The sequence below is a fragment of the Agrobacterium sp. 22117 genome, assembly GCF_052045735.1.
Lineage (GTDB): Bacteria > Pseudomonadota > Alphaproteobacteria > Rhizobiales > Rhizobiaceae > Agrobacterium > Agrobacterium cavarae.
Genome location: NZ_JBQEPP010000006.1, coordinates 120,786 through 136,668 on the forward strand (window position 1 = coordinate 120,786; position 15,883 = coordinate 136,668).

Here is a 15,883-nt window from a genome sequence, read left to right on the forward strand (position 1 = left end):
CACGCTGGCCCAAAATCGGAGATCACCTTACTGTGCCCAAGCGGGTGAGAGCAGTAGCGCTATAGGCTCAGCCTTCCACATCAAATGCTCGAGGTCGAGGCCCGAGCAGACATTCTCCCCTACCCAATCCACATTTCAGCCATTACGGAGCCGGATGCCATAAGCAATCAGAAAAGAATCGCTGCCTGCTTATCGTCATGATGGCAGCGCGCTTCGTCGGCAGATCGACGCTTTTTATATGGGAAAAGCCAGACTTCTGCAGATTTCTCAGTTGCCGCTCATGGTCGCTGCTCGGCTCCTGCACGATGCGCTCGGTGCGCGGATCATCAAGAAACATGTAATGTAGAAGCGAAGGCAGCCAGGCCGTGAACCAATCGCGGCCACGGCATGCCTCGTCACCCACGATCACGTGGCAACCACGGTCGTAGTCGCCCGCATCACAGAAGGTGCCGACAACATCTTCCTTTGCCCAGTAAACCTCGAAATATGAAAATGCTCTGCCATCGAAGCGGCCGATCAGCGGCATGATATGCGCGTCGGCGAACATGCCGTTCAGATATCGCCTGTGCTTGTCTAGATCTCCTGCCTCGTGCCAGAACTTGTCCACCCGAGGGCTGTTCATCCAGCGATGCACATCTGGCAGGTCTTTCAAGGTCGCCACATCCAGAGAGAGAACGCCGCCGAGCCAGGGGATGAAACGGGCATAAACCGTTCCCACCGGTTTTGGCGCACGCAAGGGGTGAGACACCCTGCCGTCGTAGACATCGCAACGAGGGAAAGAGCCGTAAGCAGGGGCACTCCAGAGACCTGTGGTCTGCCAGAACATTTCTGCCGACACGGCGGGCTGGTCGGAGTTGGACAGCACGTGGGTGTAAAGCCCGTGGGCCGTGAACTCCTCGTCCAGCTCCGTCCAACGATCGCCCGGCAGGGTTATCGATCGAAGGGCTGGTAACGTGGAAAACAAGTATTCGAACGCTGCGGCCGCAAGACGCCAACGACCTCCGGACGTGCCGGGCAGGTCAGCAACCTTAATCTCGCCGCCCGCGCCGCCCGTGGAAATATGGAAGGCTCCCGTGCTGCCATCAGGATCAGAGATCAGGAGTTGCGTGCCTTGGCGACGAACTTCGACGGGACCGCTTCCATGGAGATTAAAGGCGCGATAGAGGTCTGGCGCAGACCTCCCGGCCAGTCGGTACGGTGCGGCCGCTGTGATCATTTCCTGACGCATATCGCCCTGATGATCCATCAGAAAACTTTCGTCAGCGAAACGGCGAACGTGCGTCCGCGCCCCTTGTAGTCGAACACGGCCTGATTTGCCAAAGCCCCGTAAAGAGCGTTGGCGCGTGCGCCCCATATGGTCGTGTATTCTTTGTCGAACAGGTTCATCACACCGAACCGCAAGATCGTGTCCTGCGCTTCGAAACGATAGGCACCGGTCAGATCAAAAAGGGTGTAGCCATCAATCTCGCGGTTATCATCATCACTGAGGTTGAACACATGTTGTCCGGCAAGCTTGACGTTGAAGTTATCCTTCGTCCAGCCGACGTATCCGCCGAGTTTGGAAACACTGGCCGTGCCGATGCTTTCCTTTTCCCAGCCGCCATCTGACTTGATCTCGGACTTCACCCAATGCGCCGAACTGCCGACATCGAAACCATAGTCCAGCTTTGCGCTGGCGCTCGCCTCAATGCCATAGACGCGTCGTTCACGATCGACGACATCCACGGCCAAGGTTGTACGGTCCAATTCGATAGACCGGTCGGAGAGCGAATAATAGGCCGCCGTCTCGAAGCTGTATGTATCGTCATTGAAGCGGTAGCCGAGTTCAAAAGAATTCGTCTTGATCGCCTGAAGCGCGGAGTCGGCGACATTAACGCTGTTCAGTAGCACGTAACGCCCACCGACAAGGCTGTAGTTTCCGATCCCATAATATTTTGCCGGGTCGGGAAGCTCGAAGCCCTGGCTGAAATTGGCATAGACTTGCTGGGTGTCGGTCAGTTCATATGTCACGCCTGCATTAAACAGGGCAGCATCATAGCTGACGTCGCCGCCAGGGATGCTGTCGATAGAGGATCCGACTCCATTCAGAACGGCAACCTGCTGCGCAGCACCGGCAAAGCTCGAAACTTCGGTTGTGACATATTGATAGCGCACACCACCGTTGACCGTCAGTCGGTCCGTCGCCTCATAGGATCCCTGAATGAAGCCGGCTAGGGTGGAGACATCGATATCGGGATAGAGGCCGGTAATGCCACGCGTCTTGAAGTCCATAGCGCCTGTTGTGGCGACAGTCAGAAAATCGAAGACATTCTGCTTGGACTTAAGAGAATCCCGATCTGCATCAATGCCATAGGTAATCTTCAATCCGTCCAGTGGCTCCGAAATCATCGACGCCTTCAGGCTGTAATAGTCAGTGTCCTGCGAGCTACCGCCGAAGTAGACGAAGGGCGAGAAAATTGCGCTACCGGGGAACGGGTGGAAGCGAATTTCCTCTCTGCGGAAGCTGCCCTGCAGAAGGAGTTCCTGCCCCAGAAAATCATCGTCGGTGTAAGTCGCGTTCACCATGGTGCGGCGTGTGCGAGGATTGAAATCCGACCGGTAGCCATCGCGGGTTTCGACCAAATTTGGATCTCTTATACCCGCGAGTCCAGCTCCGAGATAAAGTCCAAAAGGAGAGTCCTGCGCACTGTCGTAAAATTGGCCCGATAACTCGAAGCGCCTGTTGTCATCGATCTGCACGCCGACAGATCCCATAAAATCGATGCGCTTGTTGAAGGCGGTCGAGGTCTGGGTGATATCAGGCGTCAGCATCGTGCCGGACCCATCGTAAAAGGCTCCGGTCTGGTTTCCGGCAATAGCGAAACGTGCGTCCCAGTTTTCGCTGTTATAGGTAACGGCGCCCGCACCATTGCGGTCAATGTCGCGGGTGCGGCCAAAGCCGCTGCCAAGGCCAGCTGTTACTTCGCCATGCAAACCTTCCGGCGCATCCTTGCCCTTCTTCGTGATGATGTTGATGACGCCGCCTGTGGCATTGCCGCCGTAGATGGCTGTCGCGCCGGACAAAACCTCGACGCGCTCGATGTTGAACGGATCGATGGAATCAAACTGACGGCTGAGCCCGCGCGCCGAGTTCATCGAAACACCATCGATGAGAATAAGTGCCGTGCGTCCCCGCAAATTCTGGCCGTAAGCCGTGCGCGCGCCTTCGCTGGCCGGATCGAAGCTGGGAACTTTCTCAGCAAGAATCTGCTGAAGCGACTTGCCGGACCGGGCTTCAGCCTCGATGGCCTCCGCATCAACGACATAGATCGTTCGCGCTGTTCGAGATATCTCCTGGGGTATGCGGCTGCCGGTTATCACAATCGGCTCCAGAACTGTCGGACCACTTCCGGACTGCGCGCTCTGTGCATCCTGTGCCTGCGCGACGTTGTTGCCACCGACCGCAACGACGATAGCCATAAGACTGACGCCGGCATTCCATTTTCCAATCATGTCGCCCCCAAAGCGCAAAAAATCTTCCGGTTGGCCCAACCGGATAAATACAAGACTATTTTTATCATGTTTTATGCGTTATGAGGCGGCTGGGCTTGGATGACGACGAACCAGATTTGGATAGATGCGAACATGAACAGAAAAGGGAGGTTTGATTTTTCATGGAAGTGATCCGACCCTTGAAACTTGGAACCCTGTCCCTGCCTGATTCAGAAAGCAGGCTCATGTGCCGAACGATCCTTCTGGATATGCTGGGAGAAGCAACGATCAGCGTTGAGGACGGTGATCTGTCGGGCGTGACCGGCCTTGTCTGGAAACATAAAAACCTGTCGCTAGCCACCGTCTATATGCCGAGAACGTCGCTGCGACTGACAGCGCACGGCGTCGGTACGCCGGATATTGTGATACTGAGGGCAGCGGACGGGCCGCTGCTGGTCCATCATCGAAAGCAGAGCTTCGAGATGGCGCCGCGCGACGTGATCCTTATTCCCTCCGACACGATGTCGGAAATCGTTCTGCCCGAGGGCGGGCGCCTCGACTGCGCCCATCTTCCTCACGCCGCTATCACGCTTGCACGAGAGTCCCTCGCGCAGATTTTGTTGCAGCCTTTTTCAGCGGAGTGCCTGCCGTTGCAGCTCCTCACCAACTATGCGGGTTACCTGCTGCGTCAGGACCATCAGGACAAAGAGCATGCCAGCATGATGGTGGCGCACTTTTACTCCTTGCTTCCCGTGCTGGCGCAATACGTCGCCAAAGGTACCCCTTCAGCGGTCTTGCAAGGTCGTCTTGAGGCGATCAAGGCGATGATCGAGGAAAACCTGGCCGATGGCTCGTTTTCCATCGCCGATGTGGCACAGGCTGAAGGGATTACACCCCGGGCGATCCAGAAGCTTTTCAGCCGGGCGGGAACAACCTTTTCACGCTACGTTCTGGAAAGGCGGCTGGTGCTGGCCAAGAACCTTATTCTTGCCGACCACGCCGCAACGCCGATCAGCCAGATCGTTTACAGCGTCGGCTTCAACGATCTGTCCTATTTCAACCGCACATTCCGCAGCCGCTACGGTGTACGCCCGACGGATTTGCGCCGAATGTCGGCGCAAATCCCTTGATCACTGCCGATGCAAATGAACAGTGGAGATGGCGCGGCTTCTCAAGCCGCATCCCTCTTCCGGTCGAAGTGGACGAGAGGATTGTCGACCATGCCCTGGAAATCCGGTACCGGTCGCTCATCATCGTCAGCATAACCGTGCGTGAATAGCCGCACGCGGTTAAGGCAAAGGCGGGGATATTCGTCCGCGAAAAGATCGAAGATCGCAAATCGCTCAGCCATGTCGGGGAAGCGAGCCTGATAGCGTCGAATGCTCTCCCCTGCCAAAGCCCAGAAAGCGGCCTCAGACACGCCCGACCGCTTGTCCAGCAGCACGGACATGTAACGGAAAACGCAAATGAACAACGTCGTCTGGATGAAGTGCATCAGGAAATCTGCAGGCAGGCGCAACAGCACATCCTTAACCTCTTCTGGCAGGCTTTCGCTCTCCGGGAAATTGAGGTCGCAGACGATCACATCGTCGATGAAGTCGCGCAGCGCCAACCGCACCGGTAAACCGTCTTTCAGGATCACCGTCGCATTCTGCCCGTGGGCGGAAAAGGCCAACCCGTGACGGGCGAGAAGGTGATAGACGGGAGGCAGGACGACATCAAAGAAACGCGCCAGCCAACCTTCGACGCTGACACCTGCTTTTTCGGCCAACGCCTGCACCACGGGCTTGCCATCGCTACCGGCATGCATGAATGCAGCAAGCGGCATGCCGGTTTCGCCGGGCTTCAGATGTCCCCCGAGGCTATCGCGCCACAGGCATCCAAGCATCTCGTTGAACTGGTAGGGCGCACCTGCAATTGTTGAGAACTGTGGATGCTCATAGTGCATGCCCGCTCGCTCTCCCAGAAGGGCCAACTCGCACTCGTTCGAAAGGAAGGTGTCACTTTCTACAAGTTCGTCCAGCCAGCCGGTGAACGGCGCCGCCGTGAGCGCCCGCTTACCGGGAATGCCGCGATACACTGCGGTGTTCAGGATCGTCATGCACAGTTTCAGCGTCGACTTTGAAGGTTTGCTGACATTGGAGAGGGTGCGGACAGATTGCTGTGGAAGATACAGGTCTTCGCCCTCACCCAGGAAAACGATATGCCCTGAAGAAATGTCGGCGGCAAAGTGCGGCGCAATCATGTGGTCCCACTGCCAGGGGTGAACGGGCATGATGTGGTGCGTTTCAGCAGAGCAGCCAGCGGAATTCAGCTTGCCGACAAATGACGTATAGAGCCGCTCGCCAAGAGCCTCGGTGACCAGTCGCTCATTCGTCAGTCCCGCTTCGCCAACGAACGACGCCCGCTCGCGACTGACCCCGATCCAGACAATCTTCAATGCTGATCGATTTTCCGGTGTGTAGGCGAGGTAATCCGTGTAACCAAGGCCGATACGCCCTTTACTCACCGTGACCCACGGGTGCCCGGTCATCTCGCCTTCCATTTGGATATCGTCGAGTTCGGCAAGCTCCGCACCGGTTTTGTCAGCTCTCGCGGCGGTGTGAGCATCTGAGACAAGAGTGTTGCCAAGTTCCCGGATGAAGTGCGCAACTGTCATCGGCTTGACGCCAAGCTCCGGCAGGATTTCCGCGCAGAAGGCCAGCGGATCGTGAACCGGCGTGCTGACGTGGTCGACGTGCCTGACGATACTCTCAGGCTCGACCGAGAGATTATCAAATACGTATTTCCTGGCCCTGAAACTGTACGACGCCGTCGAAAAGTCGATCCGGTAATGGCCCGGCTTTTCTGACGTTACCGGGAAAACACGCTCATAGGCGAACTCTTCGATCACCTTTGCCAGCAGCCGGCGGGACGTCTCTTTCCAGAGGGCTGGCGCAAAGGCGGGCTCATAAAGCTTTTCAGACGGCGCGGGCATAGACATCTCCTGCGAATGTTGAGGACGGGGCGTGGTCTTGCGGAATTCCGAAATCCTGGAAGGCAGATCGCGCGTTGACCCGGTAGTATTCTGTCTCAAGCAACTGATTGATGATGACAGCGTTGCGGAAAGCACCCAGACCAAGGTCTGGCGCGCCGACGCCGTGCTGGAAGGTTTCGGCATTTTGCACGAAGATCGCGCCCGCGCCGCCGTCGCGACGTCTGGCGCGGAAGTCTGCGTCAACGATCAAATCGCCACGGTCGCACGTTTCCAGTATCTGCTCCTTCAACGTGTCGAGCCATTGTGGCCACGCATGGCGATAGCCCGTAGCCGAGATCACCGCGTCAGCCTCGACGGTGCTTTGCTGACCAGAGAGATTGTGCCGAAGACCGATTTTCAGTCCGCCGGTGAACCCGCTTGATTGGATATCGGTCACGTCGCAGTTGGGCACCAATGTCAGCCCCGGGTCACGACCGCCGATTGATCGCTCGTAGAGCAGATCGAAGATGTCCCCGATCGTCGAAAAACTGATCCCCTTGTAGAGCAATCCCTGATCGGCAACGGTCTGCCGCCGTTTCTCGCGCGGCAGCTTGTGGAATTCGCGCATATAATCGGGCGTGAAGTATTCCAAACCAAGTTTTGAATATTCCATTGGGAAGAAGCCCGCGGAGCGCGTGATCCAGCGAATGGATGCACCTGCCGCCACCTTTTGTGGCGTCAATTCGCTGAAGAGCGCCAATACACATTCAGCGGCACTCTGGCCGGACCCTATCACCGTGACACGACGGGCTTTCGTCAATTCCGCCCTCCGCTTGGCAAATTCAGCGGAATGGAAAACCGGGGCGTTGGTTTGCAGGCACTGCCATTTCGGCAGATAGGGCGACGTTCCGATCCCTACCGCAATATTCCGGCTGCGATAGCTGCGTGTGGCGCCGCTTGCAGAGGAGGTTTTGGTCACGAAAGTGTCGGTCGCAGCATCGTGCTCCACATCCACGACGCTTTCGCCGAACCGGCAGCTATCGAGCTGCTGCGAGGCCCAACGGCAATAATCGTCATACTCCTGTCGGGGGATCAGGAAATTCTCATAGAAGTAGAATTTGTAGAGACGGTCATGAGCAGCCAGATAATTGAGGAAGCTCAGGCGATGCGTCGGGTCAGCCATTGAAACGAGGTCAGCAAGAAACGGCACCTGCAGCGTCGTTCCCGGCAAGATCAGGCCCTCATGCCAACGGAAACCAGGTTTACGCTCCAGGAAGGCCGCTGACACCTGGGGGTGGGAGGACAGAAGGGAGGCGAGGCCAAGATTGAACGGTCCGATACCGATTCCGGCAAGATCGAGTGTGGTCATGGTCAAAGTCCAAATTGTTCGATGAAGCGCTGTCGATGGCAGAACATCAATTTCGCGCGTTTGTCCGGCAGGTCGATTTCCCCCTGCTCCTCAAAGGCGCAGACCGGCGCATAACGCAGCAGACGGCGCGCTTCGACACTCGGTTCACCCACCACCTTTTCCGTGGCGGGGTCATCGAGGAAAAGGAAGCGGGTAAACGCCCTTATCACCGCCGGAGCGATTCCTCTGCCAAAGAACGACGGCTCCCCCACCAGCATATGCCAGCCGCGATCCTTGTCGGCGGCGGGATAATGGCGGCCAAGAATATCGTCCTTCGCCCAATAGGCCTCCCAGTAGCTCATGGGCGCACCATCGATGAAACCGATATATGGATCCTGATGCGGGTCAGCCAGATTGGCGTCGATATAGGCAGCGATATGCTCTTTCGGCTTTGCCATCTTCCATTGCGGTACGACATGGGGCTGGTTCATCCAGCGCCACAGGAGATCGAGGTCACGCCCCTTGTCCAGCAGCCGGAAACTGATTGTCTTGTCGATGTCCGGATCATAACGGGAATAGGCAAAACCGGCGCCAATGGTCAGGTTATCCATGGGCTTGGGCCCGCGCGCTCTGGAACAAGGGATTGTCGATTTGAAGATAAACCGATTGCGTCTCCAGCGGACCGACCAACTCATCCATCTGCGCCAGTCGCGTCTTGAGGTTGGCCTTGCACCGTAGAACGGGTGCGAGCACCTTCTCTACCAAATGCGATTGCCCGCCCTCCTCTGCATTCAGTTTGATGAGTGCTGCCCGCAACTGCGAAATCAACACCTCTTCCGCTATCAGACCCTCCCGGCCCAACGCGCCGATCATCCCAAGAATAGAATTGATGAAGGCGTAATAGAGGATTCGCTCGTCCACTGGCTCTTCACCGAAAACGGATTCGCTTCGGATTCCGATCCCCGGGATCGCTTCATTCAACGCCGGATGACCGCGCTCGTGGTGGAAGAAGCCTTGGTTGTCACGATAGAAGGCGGCGACCGGATAACCATCAGCGAGTTCGATCAGGATATTCTGCTGGTGCGCCTCCATTGCAATGCCGTGCCGCAGATAGAGAGCAAATACTGGGGCCATCAAAACTGTAAGGAACCGTGAGAACCAGTCTGCGGCCACGGCGTCGACCGAGCGTCCCTCTATGTCGGCCTGCCGCCTGATCAACGCCCCTAGCCTGCTGCCACGCTCCGGCAGATGCTCGCAGAGGGAAGCCAGAAGCGTGACATTGCGATCGGCGTCAGGGCCATAAAACGGGTTCTCGCGCATTGTTACGGAAAGACCGTCAATCACGTTGCCATTGACCGCGACACCCATATAGGCCGGGTCTGGCATAAGGTTCAGGCCGGCATATTGCTGTTCAAGATTGTGCCATAGATGACTTGCCCGGAAGCGATACATGTCATCGCCCCGCAAAAGTTCGCGGGCGAGATTGATGCGAACGGAATTCGTGATGCCGATACCGAGCGAGAGCTTCAGCATAAAGGGTGCATCGGGCCGGTAAAGCGTACGCACAGAGGATGTGGGAAACCAGGGCTTGCCTACCTCTCCGCAATCCACGATTTTCCCGGCGGCAACCAAGCTCGCAACATCCGCCTGCTTCAGCATGACGTCCGCCTGCCAAGGGTGTACCGGCAGGAAGGCGAAGTCGCTGTTGGGGAGGCCCTTGCGAAGGGTATCCAAGCTTTCGCTTTCCACGGCATCAAGCCACTGCTCGGCAGCGGGAGAACCTTCCGAGTGGCCCGTGTGATAGACCTCGCGCGAAACGGCGAACCAGCGCAGCGGGAAGCTTGCGGCAAATTCCGGCGAGTACCGTTTGCCCTCTTCTTCCGTCATGCCCTCCCGACTTTTTGGGCAAGGGTGTATACCATGACCTGCAATCAGCCCTTGCTCCGCTTCAATGAATGAAACTTTCTCGCCAACCAGCGTCGCAAGATCGTTCTCGCGGGCCTGAAGGGCTGCCTCGACCAAGAGACGGCTCGAATGAGCACGGGCTTGCAGGTCCTTGCGGCCATCATCGGACGCTGTTGCCTCAATGCGCTGGATGATGATGTCGATCGCACTTTCCGGGCTGACCGTGTTGGTACCGGCTACATCGCTCAGCACCAAGGGCTCACCGAAAAGATGATGCCCGGTTGCGGACCGATACAGCACCGGCACTCTCAGGCTGCCGCCATTTTCGGGGAAATTCAGCGTCAGTTTTTGCTTGGCTGCATCGTGCCCCCACGCACATAGCTCCGCATATTCGCGGGCCACGCAATTGAGCAGCGATCGAAGTGCAAGCGTTGCAGCTTTACGAGCGTACATGGTCGTTCTCCAGTTGACGCGCCATCTCTCCAACCGCGTCCAGCACACGGTCAATGACGTCAGGTGTGGAATGGGGGTTGAGAAGCGTCAGTTTAAAGTGGAGCCGTCCGCCAAGGACGGTGGTTGCTAGAGCGGCAATACCGCTTCGGAAAAGTTCTGCGCGAATGGCGAGCGTCAGTTCGTCAGATCGTTCTGGCCCCTGTGGCGAAACATAACGAAACAGGACAGTCGACAACTCCGGAACTTGGGCGAGATGCAGGTAATCACGCTTGCGCACAGCCCCAGCCGCCGCCCTAGCGTTATCGAGCGTCTTGGAGATCAGTGCGTCGAGGCCATCATGGCCGATTGAGCGCAACGTCATCAGCACCTTCAGCGCATCACTGCGTCGCGTCGTCTGGATCGACGATTCCACGTAGTTGGGTACATCACCGAAGATCGAGACTTCCGGATTGAGATAATCCGCCTTCATCGCAAGCGGTGAGAAGTGGCTATGATCACGAAGAAGCAAAGCGCCACAGCTGATCGGCTGGAACAGCATCTTGTGAAAATCAAGGGCTATGGAATCTGCCTGCTCTATTCCACGCAGACGATGACGATGCTTTGAAAACAACAGGCCCCCGCCATAGGCCGCATCCACATGCAGCCACACCCCGTGCATCTTCGCCAGATCGGCGATGCCCGCGAGTGGATCGATGGCGCCAAGGTCCGTCGTGCCAGCGGTTGCCACTATCGCAACCGTCGGCCGACCCTTTGCCAACGCGTCAACGATTGCGCCTTGCAAGTCAGGCACGGACATGCGGCCCGCGTCATCCGTTGCAACTGTCACGACGGCGTCTTTGGTGAAGCCGAGGAGAGACGCACTTTTTTGGATACTGAAATGCGACTGTTCCGAGGTAAAGATGACGCCGTTGCCTCGCACCGCCAGCCCCTGTCTCTCTGCAGCAAGGTAAAGGGCCGTCATATTCGACTGACTGCCGCCACTGGTGAAACTACCGCTCGCTGTGTCCGGCATTCCGGTAAAGCCTGTCAGCCATGAGAGCACCCGTTCCTCGACCAACGTCGCGAACGGTGACTGGTCCCAGGAATCGAGCGACTGGTTGGTGGCGGAAATCAGCACTTCCGCTGCAAGCGCCGGTACAGCCACCGGGCAATGAAGATGCGCCATGGTCGCGGGATTGCCAACGTCCAGCGCATACCGCACCGCAGGAACGCCGACTTCCTCCAGCGCTGCGAAGACGCCGGTTCCCTGCTCCGGGCAGACATCGAGCGTCGCCAGGAAGCCGCGCATCGCATCAGAATCGACACCGGAGTGAATTTCGGTCCGGACCGCGTTTTCGTTAATCATCGCCACCGCAGCCATCATCGCCTGACGATAAGCCGCCCGTGCTGAGCCCCCCGGGCCAAGGATTGCAGCGGACAAGGCGTCGTCCGCCATCTCGACCTGCTTGCTATGCAACAAGGTGACATTCATGCCGCGTTGCGTCCAAGGCGCAGGAAGGCGTCGGAGAGGATGTTGGAGGCCTGATCGATCTGCGCGTCGGAAATCGTCAAGGGAGGGAGCAACCTCAAAACGCTGCCATGACGACCGCCGGTTTCCAGGATTAAACCCTCGCGGAATGCGCTGCTCTGGATCGCTTTGGCAATATCGCCGCCATGGGGTGGATGGCCGAAGCTGTCCCCTTTGCGGGTGGGGTCGATTACCTCCACGCCAAGCATCAGGCCTTCTCCACGGACCTCGCCAATATAGGGCGTATGGCTCTGGATGCGCTCCAGATTTGCCCGCAGCCTGCGACCTGCAATCGCTGCGCGTTCGACGAGCCCATCGCGCTTGATGATTTCTAGGGTTTTTGATCCGGCTGCCATGGCTAGCTGATTGCCTCGGAATGTACCGGCATGCGCACCTGGCTTCCACACATCGAGCCCTTCGCGATAAATCATGACCGACATCGGCAGACCACCGCCAATCGCCTTTGAAAGGACGATGACATCGGGCACGATGCCCGCTTTCTGGAAGGCGTAGAATGTCCCGGTGCGCCCGACGCCGCTCTGTACTTCGTCAAGAATGAGCGGAATGCCGAGTTCGCTGGTCACAGCACGGATCTTGCGTAGCCATTCGGCAGGTGCCGGGATAACACCACCCTCGCCCTGAACCGCCTCGAGAATAACCGCCGCAGGAAGATTTATACCGCCTTCGGGGTCGCGTAGCGCCTTTTCGAAGTAGTCTGCCGCGAGCGTCGCGGTCTCATCGCCGCCACGTCCGAAGGGGCATCGGTAGGCATAGGGGTAGGGAAAGAAGTGCGTTCCCGGCACCAGTTGGCCGATGGCGGCCTTTGGTCCAAGCGATCCCATCAAAGACAGCGACCCTTGAGACATACCGTGATAGGCGCCACGAAACGCTATGACATCCGTGCGCCCCGTGGCGGTCTTGGCAAGTTTGATCGCCGCCTCCACCGCATCCGTTCCGCTCGGTGAGCAGAACTGAATTTTCGCCTGCTCTCGAAGGCCGGAGGGCAAGGTTTCGAAAATATCGGAAACGAACTTGTCTTTGATAGGGGTCACAAGATCGAGTGTGTGTAACGGCAGGCCAGAGGCCAGCACATCCTGGAGGCTGGCAATGACTTCAGGATGGTTGTGTCCAAGCGCAAGCGTCCCGGCACCGGCGAGGCAATCTAGATAGGTGCGTCCTTCCACATCAGTGACAAGGCACCCCGAGGCTGATTTCAGCGCAAGGGGAAACCGTCGCGGATAGCTGCGTGCGTTGGATTCACGACGTGCCTGACGCTTGAGGTAAAAATCGTTATCGTGCCGTGGGAACGGGTCCATTATATCAACTCCAATGGAATTGTTGTGGATTCGCGTCCGTATCAGGCACCTGCCGTGACAGGTGCCCTCGGACAGCGCCCGAGCTTTCGAAGGAACCAGACCGATAGTCCCATTCCCGCAAGCGACAACACCGTTGCCGTCGAAAATAGAGCGGAGTAACCTACGCGGTCGGCGATAAAGCCAGCTGCAGACGCCCCCGCCATGTAAACGATCAGCTCGGCGCAGGTGAGAATGGTGAAATCCGTTCCCGGTTGATCATCCGATGAGTTCTTCATGAAGAAGGAATAAATGGCCACCAGCTCCATGTAACGGATCAGCGTCTGGAATGCCGAGGCCGACATTGCGACCCACATACCGGGCCACACGCCGAATGCGTTCAGGGCAAAGGCGAGGAAGCAAAGGCTTCTGAGGCCGCCCAGCAGGATAAGTGTTGTTGTCAGGCCAAACTTGCGGATGATGAAAGCAGCGATCGCTACGCCAATCAGGCCCGCAGTGGCTGCCGCTCCACCGGAAAGGTAACCGATCCAGTCGGTCGGAACCTTGCTGTCAACCAGATAGGTGCCTTCCATACCGCGAACGAGACCTTCACTCGCCCGGTATGTCAGCGCAAAACCAAGGATCAACCAGGCATTAGGGCGACGAAAGAACCCGGCTAGGCTGGCGCGCTTTTTCTCTTTCGCCGTGGGCGCTTCGGGCTGCATCGCCATGGCGGCCAGGACCGGCAACAACGATAGCGCGGCGACCAGCAGAATCATCGTGCGCCATCCCGCAACATGAAAGACGACGAGCGCCGCCGTGCCGCCGATGATAACTCCGAGCGCAACAGCCCCCGCCTGGACGGCGTTACCCATCGAGCGGTTCCTGTCCGTCAGCCGTCTGACAGCGTAACCGTCCGTTGCAATGTCCTGCACGGAGGACACAAGCGTAATCGATATGCAGATTGCGAACAGAACGGCAGCGTCGCTCGGCTCCACCAGCGCCATCGAAGCAATTCCCGCGCTGACGAGCAGCTGTGTTGGGACGACCCAGCCGCGGCGATGGCCGAGCTTAGGAAACGGAGACCACCGATCTACCAAAGGCGCAACCGCAAATTTCAAGATGAGCGGCAACATCAACAACGAGAACAGCCCGATAGATGTGCGCGATGCCCCGCTTTCACGCATGATCGGCGGCAATGCCACGAGAAGCAGATAGGTCGGTATCCCCTGAGCAAGGTAAAGCCCTCCCAGCACAACCATTAACCGCCGCTCGAAAGCAGAGGTCGGGGTAGCGTTACCGGAGATCGCGTCGTCGATTTGGGCCATGCAAGAACCGCATTGATGAGCCAGGAACACCGCAGACCGTTAAAGTTTTTCAGCGTCTCAAACGCCGGTCTGTTCCAAAGCATTTAAACAGGAGTATTTTTATCATCTTTATATCATCTTCAAGGACATGCTTGGATATGAACGAACTTGTTTAGGACAATTGCGAACAGGTTTCGACGTGTCAGAACTGAAGCTGGCAGTTCAACAACAATTGCGTCTATGGACAGATTTGCGTCCTCCGTCAGGCTCTTATCTCGATCGCGTGAAGTCTTGTTCCACTAATTTCTAGAGCACGGTGACCCGCTTCAACCCGGACCTAAAGGAGAATGCGGTCGCCCACTCTCGCGAATTGGAGATTGCTGCCAAATCGAGAACTTGATACTGAGACACAAGTTTTATCCTGGAGCACAACCAGCAGCGGATGGAAAACAGACTCGAAGATTTCTATGGCGTGGGCGTGCTGCGTTTTCGTTACTGCGAATCCGGCGTCATGGTCTCAGTACTCAGGCGAGTGCGGATCGTTTTCTGTTGTTACAAGAAGCTGCTTGACCTCTTCGCCGCGCCGATCGGAGGACCTTATTTTCTCTGGTTGCTGGGACGAAAGGAAACATTTTCCTGATGGCAGACCGTTGTGTACCGTCAAAGGCCACCACATGGTCGTCGACTCCCGGCACGAAGGAAGCATTCCTTCAGCGTGCGCTTGCTGCGCAAGCGGCATATCTTCCTGAGGTCCGCGCAGAGATCGGACCGGAAAGTGCCGAATGGATCAGCGCCCAAACATTTTTCTCCGACCAAACAGCCATCGAGGAGTTTATCCTTTTCGAACAATCGCGATATGCAGGCGTCGATCTCAAGACAGCCGGGGCGCTGATGATGAACGATTACAGCTACATCCTGGCCGCTGCAACCGTTCCGCTGATTACCGGCTTTGGCCTCATTCCCGGCCTCTCGCCCGCATCGGTTGGACTTCGTTTTTATACGACCGAAAAGCTGCATGAAGGAAAGATATACCGTGCTCGACGTGCCCACGTTCAGTTCGTCGAATCGCTCTTTTGGTACGGTCAGTTGGACAAGGATATTGATGGCGAGAGGCTCAGAACCGAGCTTGAGAAGCATTTTCGTCCCGTTGTCGAGCAGATCCATACGAAGACGGGGCTTTCACGTGCCGCACTTTGGCGCTTAGCGGGCGACGCGATCGCCTACCTCTTTCTGGACACGGGACGCCGGTTTGAAATCGTCGAAACGGCCAAGACAGCAGCGATGCGCATTCTCAAAGTTTCTGGCTCGCCGTTGGCCAATCGCGAGCTTCATTACTTCGAGCTGGCAGAATTCGACCAACATCAACAGGAGGTTCGCGAAACTTTCCTGCAGCGCGGTGGCTGCTGCCGATTTTATCTGGTGGAAGGCGGCGCATATTGTTCTACCTGTGTCTTGAAAACTCCCGCAGACCGAGACGATGAACTTCGTCGCGCCTTCCGCAACCAACTTGGCATTGCCTAATCGATCCATTGCACCACCCGTCACGACGCCAGCGACCACCACCAACCCGGCCTTCCACGAATTTTCTTGCGCCCACCGCATCGGATCACTCACTAGCGAAGCTGGCTCCTTTGCCGGTGAAGC

At 57.3% G+C, this 15,883-nt stretch carries 11 protein-coding genes; 2 read left to right on the forward strand and 9 right to left on the reverse strand.

The genetic code is table 11. The features are described from left to right. Positions 1 to 142: 142 nt before the first annotated feature. The gene (locus ACTJKV_RS17765; protein WP_144622137.1) at positions 143 to 1,246 is read right to left on the reverse strand and encodes a GNAT family N-acetyltransferase; all 1,104 of its coding nucleotides are present in this window, start codon (positions 1,244 to 1,246) and stop codon (positions 143 to 145) included. Then, a complete protein-coding gene (locus ACTJKV_RS17770; RefSeq protein WP_144622139.1) occupies positions 1,246 to 3,492 on the reverse strand; it encodes a TonB-dependent receptor in 2,247 nt (748 codons plus the stop codon). The genes ACTJKV_RS17765 and ACTJKV_RS17770 overlap by 1 nt, the downstream gene beginning before the upstream one ends. A gap of 248 nt (positions 3,493 to 3,740) precedes the next feature. On the opposite strand from ACTJKV_RS17770, the gene ACTJKV_RS17775 reads away from it, so the two are divergent. Further along, a complete protein-coding gene (locus tag ACTJKV_RS17775; protein ID WP_440599332.1) occupies positions 3,741 to 4,601 on the forward strand; it encodes a helix-turn-helix transcriptional regulator in 861 nt (286 codons plus the stop codon). Positions 4,602 to 4,642: 41 nt separating this feature from the next. Here the strand turns inward: ACTJKV_RS17775 and ACTJKV_RS17780 are convergent, their stop codons facing one another. Genes ACTJKV_RS17780 through ACTJKV_RS17810 form a run of 7 tightly spaced genes read right to left on the reverse strand, consistent with a single transcriptional unit; the run spans position 4,643 to position 14,260 of the window. After that, positions 4,643 to 6,448: an IucA/IucC family protein gene (locus ACTJKV_RS17780; protein ID WP_440599163.1), complete on the reverse strand. Its 1,806-nt coding sequence runs from the start codon at positions 6,446 to 6,448 to the stop codon at positions 4,643 to 4,645. Continuing rightward, positions 6,432 to 7,796: a putative histamine N-monooxygenase gene (basC, locus tag ACTJKV_RS17785; protein ID WP_440599164.1), complete on the reverse strand. Its 1,365-nt coding sequence runs from the start codon at positions 7,794 to 7,796 to the stop codon at positions 6,432 to 6,434. The genes ACTJKV_RS17780 and basC overlap by 17 nt, the downstream gene beginning before the upstream one ends. Positions 7,797 to 7,798: 2 nt before the next feature. Then, a complete protein-coding gene (locus tag ACTJKV_RS17790; protein WP_144622148.1) occupies positions 7,799 to 8,386 on the reverse strand; it encodes a GNAT family N-acetyltransferase in 588 nt (195 codons plus the stop codon). Next, entirely contained in the window at positions 8,379 to 10,133 is a 1,755-nt protein-coding gene (locus tag ACTJKV_RS17795; RefSeq protein ID WP_440599165.1) for an IucA/IucC family protein, read from the reverse strand. The genes ACTJKV_RS17790 and ACTJKV_RS17795 overlap by 8 nt, the downstream gene beginning before the upstream one ends. Continuing rightward, positions 10,120 to 11,604, reverse strand: a complete 1,485-nt coding sequence (locus ACTJKV_RS17800) for a pyridoxal phosphate-dependent decarboxylase family protein (RefSeq protein WP_440599166.1) — start codon at positions 11,602 to 11,604, stop codon at positions 10,120 to 10,122. Before ACTJKV_RS17800 ends, ACTJKV_RS17795 begins: the two co-directional genes overlap by 14 nt. Continuing rightward, entirely contained in the window at positions 11,601 to 12,956 is a 1,356-nt protein-coding gene (locus ACTJKV_RS17805) for a diaminobutyrate--2-oxoglutarate transaminase (RefSeq protein ID WP_440599167.1), read from the reverse strand. The genes ACTJKV_RS17800 and ACTJKV_RS17805 overlap by 4 nt, the downstream gene beginning before the upstream one ends. Before the next feature lie 41 nt (positions 12,957 to 12,997). Then, on the reverse strand, positions 12,998 to 14,260 hold the full coding sequence (locus ACTJKV_RS17810; protein ID WP_440599168.1) for a RhtX/FptX family siderophore transporter: 1,263 nt from the start codon (positions 14,258 to 14,260) through the stop codon (positions 12,998 to 13,000). A 618-nt stretch (positions 14,261 to 14,878) separates the two neighbouring features. Here ACTJKV_RS17810 and ACTJKV_RS17815 point away from each other — a divergent pair. Beyond that, positions 14,879 to 15,760 (forward strand): (2Fe-2S)-binding protein, encoded by an 882-nt coding sequence (locus tag ACTJKV_RS17815; protein WP_440599169.1) that lies wholly within the window; start codon positions 14,879 to 14,881, stop codon positions 15,758 to 15,760. Positions 15,761 to 15,883 lie beyond the last annotated feature (123 nt).

What these genes read in the sequence shown, in the direction of transcription:
- ACTJKV_RS17765 (WP_144622137.1), bottom strand. Translation starts at nt 1,246, where the DNA reads ATGGATCATCAGGGCGATATGCGTCAGGAAATGATCACAGCGGCCGCA.
- ACTJKV_RS17770 (WP_144622139.1), bottom strand. Translation starts at nt 3,492, where the DNA reads ATGATTGGAAAATGGAATGCCGGCGTCAGTCTTATGGCTATCGTCGTT.
- ACTJKV_RS17775 (WP_440599332.1), top strand. Translation starts at nt 3,741, where the DNA reads ATGCTGGGAGAAGCAACGATCAGCGTTGAGGACGGTGATCTGTCGGGC.
- ACTJKV_RS17780 (WP_440599163.1), bottom strand. Translation starts at nt 6,448, where the DNA reads ATGCCCGCGCCGTCTGAAAAGCTTTATGAGCCCGCCTTTGCGCCAGCC.
- basC (WP_440599164.1), bottom strand. Translation starts at nt 7,796, where the DNA reads ATGACCACACTCGATCTTGCCGGAATCGGTATCGGACCGTTCAATCTT.
- ACTJKV_RS17790 (WP_144622148.1), bottom strand. Translation starts at nt 8,386, where the DNA reads ATGGATAACCTGACCATTGGCGCCGGTTTTGCCTATTCCCGTTATGAT.
- ACTJKV_RS17795 (WP_440599165.1), bottom strand. Translation starts at nt 10,133, where the DNA reads ATGTACGCTCGTAAAGCTGCAACGCTTGCACTTCGATCGCTGCTCAAT.
- ACTJKV_RS17800 (WP_440599166.1), bottom strand. Translation starts at nt 11,604, where the DNA reads ATGAATGTCACCTTGTTGCATAGCAAGCAGGTCGAGATGGCGGACGAC.
- ACTJKV_RS17805 (WP_440599167.1), bottom strand. Translation starts at nt 12,956, where the DNA reads ATGGACCCGTTCCCACGGCACGATAACGATTTTTACCTCAAGCGTCAG.
- ACTJKV_RS17810 (WP_440599168.1), bottom strand. Translation starts at nt 14,260, where the DNA reads ATGGCCCAAATCGACGACGCGATCTCCGGTAACGCTACCCCGACCTCT.
- ACTJKV_RS17815 (WP_440599169.1), top strand. Translation starts at nt 14,879, where the DNA reads ATGGCAGACCGTTGTGTACCGTCAAAGGCCACCACATGGTCGTCGACT.